Source organism: Streptomyces sp. NPDC126503, assembly GCF_040302405.1.
GTDB lineage: Bacteria > Actinomycetota > Actinomycetes > Streptomycetales > Streptomycetaceae > Streptomyces > Streptomyces gulbargensis.
On record NZ_JBEORS010000017.1, the window covers coordinates 141,021 to 147,181 of the forward strand.

Below are 6,161 nucleotides of genomic sequence, written 5' to 3' on the forward strand. Positions count from 1 at the left end.
CCGACCAGGGGCGGAAACGACCGAGGGCCGCACCGGACGTGTGCCGGTGCGGCCCTCGGGTGGGTGCGGGGTGTCAGGCTCCGCGGAGGGTGGCTCCCGTGCGGGTGGAGGCCAGGGTGACCGCGGCGTCGCGGGCCGCGGTGGCCTCGTCGACCGTGAGGGTGCGGTCCTGGGCGCGGAACTTCAGGGCGTACGCCAGGGACTTCTTGCCCTCGCCGAGCTGGTCGCCGGTGTAGACGTCGAACAGCCGGATCGACTCGAGGAGTTCACCGGCGCCCTCGCGGAGCGCGGACTCGACCTCGGCGGCCGGGACGTCGGTGGCGACGACCAGGGCGACGTCCTGGGTGGCGACCGGGAAGGAGGAGATGCGGGGGGCCTTGACGGGGCCCTCGTTCGCCCGGGCCAGGAGGTCCAGGTCCATCTCCATCGCGCAGGACCGGGCCGGCAGGCCGAAGGCCTTCACCACGCGGGGGTGGAGTTCGCCGGCGTGGCCCACGAGGACCTTCTCGCCGTCGATCTCCACGTGGAACGCGGCGCAGCGGCCCGGGTGCCACGGGGCGTGCCGGTCGGCGCTGATGTGCAGCTCGACCCCGGCCTCGGCGGCCACCGTGCGGCCGGCCTCGACCGCGTCCGCCCAGTCGGACGGGCGGCCCTTGCCCCACCAGCCGGCCTGCTCGCGGGCACCGGCGAGGACGACGGCGACGCGGCGCGGCTGCGCGGGCAGCACGGCGTTGACGCCGGCGATCTCCTCGTCGGTGGGACGGCGGTCGACGGGCAGGCGGACGGCGACGCCCGGCTCGCCCTGCGGCCGGAAGACGAGGCCCGTCTCGAACAGCGCCAGGTCGTGGCTGCCCCGGCTGTCGTTGCGGCGGAGCGCGCCGAGCAGGCCCGGGAGCAGCGTCGTACGGAGCGCGGGCTCCTCGTCGGAGAGCGGGTTGACCAGGGTGACGACCCGGCGGCGGGCGTCGTCCTCGTCGAGACCGAGGTGGTCGAGGGCCTGCTCGCCGATGAACGGGTAGGTCAGCGCCTCGACGTAACCGGCGCCGGCCAGGGCGCGGCCCACGCGCCGGTGGAGGCGCTGGCGCTCGGTGAGGCCGCGGCCGGCGGGCGGCTTCGGCAGCGTGGAGGGGAGGTTCTCGTACCCCTCCAGGCGGATGACCTCCTCGGCGAGGTCGTTCGGCTCGTTGAGGTCGGGGCGCCACGAGGGCACCGTGACGACGAGCTCGTCCTGGCCGTAGACGTCGCAGCCGACCTCCTGGAGGCGGCGGACGACGGTCTCGCGGCCGTACGCCACGCCCGCGACCTTGTCGGGGTGGTTCGCCGGCATGGTGATCGTGCGCGGCGCGGACGGCGCGACGACCTCGGTGACGCCGGCCTCGGCCGTGCCGCCCGCGAGCAGCACGAGCAGGTCGACGCAGCGCTGGGCGGCAGCGGCGGCGGCCTGCGGGTCGACACCGCGCTCGAAGCGCTTGGACGCCTCGGAGGACAGCTTGTGCCGACGGGCCGTGCGCGCGATCGAGATCGCGTCGAAGTGCGCGGCCTCGATGACGACCTCGGTGGTGCCGGAGACGATGCCGGTCTCCGGGTCGGCCGCGGGGTCGGCGATCTCCGTGTTGGCGCCGCCCATGACGCCCGCGATGCCGATGGGGCCGCGGTTGTCGGTGATGACGAGGTCCGCGGCGTCCAGGACGCGGACGGTGCCGTCGAGGGTGGTGATCTTCTCGCCGGCCTCAGCGCGGCGGACGCCGATGGGGCCGTCGAGCCGCGTGCGGTCGTAGGCGTGCAGCGGCTGGCCGAGCTCCAGCATCACGTAGTTGGTGACGTCGACCGCGAGCGAGATCGGGCGCATGCCGGCCTTCTGGAGGCGGCGCTGCAGCCAGATCGGTGACCGGGCCTCGGGCTCCAGGCCCACGACGGTGCGCGCGGTGAAGCGGTCGCAGCCCATGGGGTCGGAGATCTGGACCGGGTAGCCGTAGGAGTTCGGCGCGGGCACGTCGAGGAGCGCCGGGTCGCGCAGCGGCAGCCCGTACGCGATGGCCGCCTCGCGGGCGACGCCGCGCATCGAGAGGCAGTAGCCGCGGTCCGGGGTGACGGCGATGTCGAGGACCTCGTCGTACAGCTCCAGGAGGACGGTGGCGTCGGTGCCGACCTCGTGCTCCGGCGGCAGCACGATGATGCCGTGCGAGCCGTCGTCGCCCATGCCGAGCTCGTCGCCGGAGCAGATCATGCCCCGGGAGACGCGGCCGTACGTCTTGCGCTCGGCGATCCGGAAGTCACCGGGGAGCACGGCGCCGGGCAGGGCCACGACGACCTTGTCGCCCTCGGCGAAGTTCCGGGCGCCGCAGATGATCTCCTGGGGCTCGCCGGTGCCGTTGGCCGGGCCGACGTCGACGGTGCAGAAGCGGATGGGCTTCTTGAACTCCGTCAGCTCCTCGATGGTGAGGACCTTGCCGACCACCAGCGGGCCGGTGAGGCCCGCGCCGAGCCGCTCGACCGTCTCGACCTCGAGGCCTGCGGAAACGAGCTTGGCCTGTACGTCCCGGCCGGTCTCCGTCGCCGGCAGGTCGACGTACTCCCGCAGCCAAGAAAGCGGGACCCGCATCAGATCTCCATCCCGAACGGCCGGGTGAACCGGACGTCACCCTCGACCATGTCTCGCATGTCTTCGACGTTGTGGCGGAACATCAGCATCCGCTCGATGCCGAACCCGAAGGCGAATCCGCTGTACTTCTCGGGGTCCACACCGCAGGCGACGAGCACCTTCGGGTTGACCATGCCGCAGCCGCCGAGCTCGATCCAGCCCTCGCTGCCGCAGGTGCGGCAGGGGCGGTCCGGGTTGCCGACGGACTCGCCGCGGCAGACGTAGCAGAGCATGTCCATCTCGGCGGACGGCTCGGTGAACGGGAAGAAGTTCGGGCGGAGCCGGGTCTTCATGTCCGGGCCGAAGAGCGCCTGGACCATGTGGTCGAGGGTGCCCTTGAGGTCGGCCATGGTGAGGCCCTCGTCGACGGCGAGCAGCTCGATCTGGTGGAAGACCGGGGTGTGCGTGGCGTCGAGCTCGTCGGTGCGGTAGACGCGGCCGGGGCACACCACGTAGACCGGGGGCTCCCGGTCGATGAGGGTGCGGGCCTGGACCGGCGAGGTGTGGGTGCGCAGGACGACGCCGGACTCGTCGCCGGTGGTGCCTTCCGGCCCCTGGACGAAGAAGGTGTCCTGCGTCTGGCGCGCCGGGTGGTCGGGCACGAAGTTGAGGGCGTCGAAGTTGAACCACTCCGCCTCGACCTCGGGCCCTTCGGCGATCTCGTAGCCCATCGAGACGAAGACGTCGGAGACGCGCTCCATCAGGGTGGTGAGCGGGTGGCGGGCGCCGGCCGGGACGCGGTCGTACGGAAGGGTGACGTCCACCGCCTCCTCGACCAGGACGCGGGCGTCGCGCTCGGCCTCCAGCTCGGCCTGGCGGGCGGCGAGGGCCTTGGACACGGCGCCGCGGGCCTGGCCCACGAGCTTGCCGGCGGCGGCCTTGGCCTGCGGGGGCAGGGCGCCGATCTCCCGGTTGGCGAGCGCCAGCGGGGAGGTTCCGCCGGTGTGGGCGGTCTTCGCGTGCGCGAGCGCGTCGAGGTCGCCTGCGGCCGCGAAGGCGGCGAGCGCCTCGTCCCGCATGCGCTCGATCTCTTCCGGTTTCAAGGCCTCGACCTCGACCGGGTCGTACGACTTATTGGGTGCCGACATCTCTTCCCGTGCTTCCGTTTGGCTGGCTGGGGCGACCCCGCTCGACGACAAGGGCGCAAACGTGCCAAAGGTCGAGTCTAACGGGGCGCGGGGACGCGTATGAGCCCGTGGGCGGCCCGGGCGGCTTCCGACCTCGTACGGTCTCGTCAGGTGAGACGTCAGAGGAGGTGCGCCGGGGTGCCGACGGGCAGGGTAAATCGGAACTCGGCCCCGCCGCGGGGGCCGCGTCCGACGGTGATGGTGCCGCCGTGGGCCTCGACGATGCCCTTGACGATGTAGAGGCCGAGACCGGTGCCGCCGCGCTTGCTGCCTCGCCAGAAACGGGTGAAGACACGGCTCATCGACTCCTCGGGGATGCCGGGGCCCTCGTCGCTCACGGTGACCTCCGTCCCCTCTTCTCCGCCGTCGCCCGCCGTGGTGGGTGCCACCTCGATGGTGACGGTTCCCTCGCCGTGCCGCACCGCATTTTCCAGGAGGTTCCCGAGGACCTGGTCGATCTTGTCGGGGTCGGCCCAGAGCGGCGGGAGCCCCGGCCGGATTCGGACGAAGAAGCGGTCGGGCGACTGGCCGCCGGTGGTGTGCACCTGGACGTGGCGGCCGACGGCGGCGGCGATGTCGACGGGCTGGCGGCGTACTTCGAGGCGGCCGGAGTCGATCCGGGAGATGTCGAGGAGCTCGGCGATGAGCCGCTTGATGCGGCCCGCGTCGGCGTCGACGGTCTCCAGCATCAGCCGCTTCTGGTCGTCGGTGAACCGTTCCCACTTGCCGAGCAGGGTGGCGGTGAAGCCCTTCACGGAGGTGAGCGGGGAGCGGAGCTCGTGGGCGACGGTCGCGATGAGCTCGGCGTGGCTGCGTTCGTTGCGGCGGCGGGCGTCGGTGCCGCGCAGACAGACCACGACCCGGCGGACGGGACCGGTGGGCCGCTCGCGGACGTACCGCGCGGAGACGAGGACCTCACGGCCGCCGGGGAGCAGCAGGTTGCGTTCGGGCTGGCCGCGCCGGGTCGCGAGGCCCCCGTACGGGTCGGTCAGGGTCCACCAGCGGCGGCCCTTGAGGTCTTCCAGGGGCAGGGCCCGGTCGAGCGGCATGCCGAGGGCCCGGTCGGCGGGGACGGCGGTGATGCGGGTGGCGGCGGCGTTGAAGCAGATGACGCGGCCGTGTTCGTCGGCGACGACGAGTCCGTCGGGGAGGTCGTCGGGGTGCAGCCCGGCGAAGGACCCGCCCGGTGTCCGCTCCCGCGCCTGCTCCGGCAGGGCCGCTCCGGCCGCCCGGGCGGTCCCGGCGGGCCCGCCGGTGTCCGGGCCGGGGCCTTTCGGGGCGTGCGGCGGGGCTCCCCCCGCGTCCGCGGGACTGTCCGTACCGACCGTCATCCCGTCCCCACCCCTCCGTGCTGCTCGCAGTGGGCCCCGAGTGCGTCACTCTACTGGCCGAGGGCGACGGAGCGGAGCCCCGGGGTCACGGAAGGCGGTGTCAGGCGCGGGGGCCGCGGGGTCGCTGGGCGCGCGCGGAGGCGTACAGGCAGACGGCGGCGGCGGTGGCCAGGTTGAGGCTCTCGGCCTTGCCGTGGATGGGGACGCGGACGACGGCGTCGGCGAGCGCCCGGGTCTCCTCGGGCAGTCCCCAGGCCTCGTTGCCGAAGACCCAGGCGGTGGGGCCGCCCATGGTGCCGGCGTCGAGCTCGTCGTCCAGGTCGTGCTCGCCGGCCCCGTCGGCGGCGAGGATCCGTACGCCCGCCTCCTTGAGTCCGGCGACGGCCTGCTCGACGGGGACGCCGACCGCGACGGGCAGGTGGAAGAGGGAGCCGACGGAGGCGCGGACGGACTTCGGGTTGTACAGGTCGACGGAGGCGTCGGTGAGGACGACCGCGTCGGCGCCGGCGGCGTCGGCGCAGCGCAGGACGGTGCCGGCGTTCCCGGGGTCGCGGACGTGGGCGAGGACGGCGACGAGCTTCGGCCGGGCGGCGAGGATCTCCTCGAACGGGGAGTCCAGGAAGCGGCAGACGCCGACGAGGCCCTGCGGGGTGACGGTCTGGGAGACCTCGGCGAGGACGGCGTCGGAGGCGTGGTGCACACGGGCCCCGGCGGCGCGGGCGGCCTCGACGATGGCGCTGTAGCGCTCGGCGGCCTCGACGGTGGTGAAGAGTTCGACGAGGGTCGGCTCGCCGGTGGTGCCGCGGTGCTCGACGGCCTCGCGGACGGCCTGGGGGCCCTCGGCGATGAAGAGGCGGTCCTTGCCCCGGAAGTTGCGCTTGGCGAGCCGCCGGGCGGCGACGACGCGCGGGGAACGCGGGGAGATCAGCTCGGGGGTGACCATGGGGTGCGGCGGTTCTCTCTTCGGGTCCGGCTCCGGGGAGTCCGGGAACGGCGGGCCGGGGCGGGGCGGGTGCGGGCGGCGGCCCCGACGGCGGCCGGGCCGGGGCGGTGGCGGCCGGC

The 6,161-nt window shown here is 73.9% G+C and carries 4 protein-coding genes; all 4 read right to left on the minus strand.

What is annotated here, in order from left to right:
• Positions 1–73 precede the first annotated feature (73 nt).
• The 4 genes from pheT to ABTY40_RS22215 all read right to left on the minus strand — a co-directional run bounded on the left by pheT (position 74) and on the right by ABTY40_RS22215 (position 6,042).
• A complete protein-coding gene (gene pheT / locus ABTY40_RS22200) occupies positions 74–2,602 on the minus strand; it encodes a phenylalanine--tRNA ligase subunit beta (RefSeq protein WP_352061119.1) in 2,529 nt (842 codons plus the stop codon).
• Positions 2,602–3,729 carry a phenylalanine--tRNA ligase subunit alpha gene (gene pheS, locus ABTY40_RS22205; RefSeq protein WP_352061120.1) on the minus strand — a complete coding sequence of 376 codons (1,128 nt, stop codon included), beginning with the start codon at positions 3,727–3,729 and terminating at the stop codon, positions 2,602–2,604. Before pheS ends, pheT begins: the two co-directional genes overlap by 1 nt.
• A 158-nt stretch (positions 3,730–3,887) precedes the next feature.
• Positions 3,888–5,099, minus strand: coding sequence for a sensor histidine kinase (locus tag ABTY40_RS22210; protein WP_352061121.1), 1,212 nt, complete (start codon positions 5,097–5,099; stop codon positions 3,888–3,890).
• Between the two features lie 100 nt (positions 5,100–5,199).
• Complete coding sequence (locus tag ABTY40_RS22215; RefSeq protein WP_345282359.1) at positions 5,200–6,042, minus strand: TrmH family RNA methyltransferase; 843 nt, start codon at positions 6,040–6,042, stop codon at positions 5,200–5,202.
• Positions 6,043–6,161 lie beyond the last annotated feature (119 nt).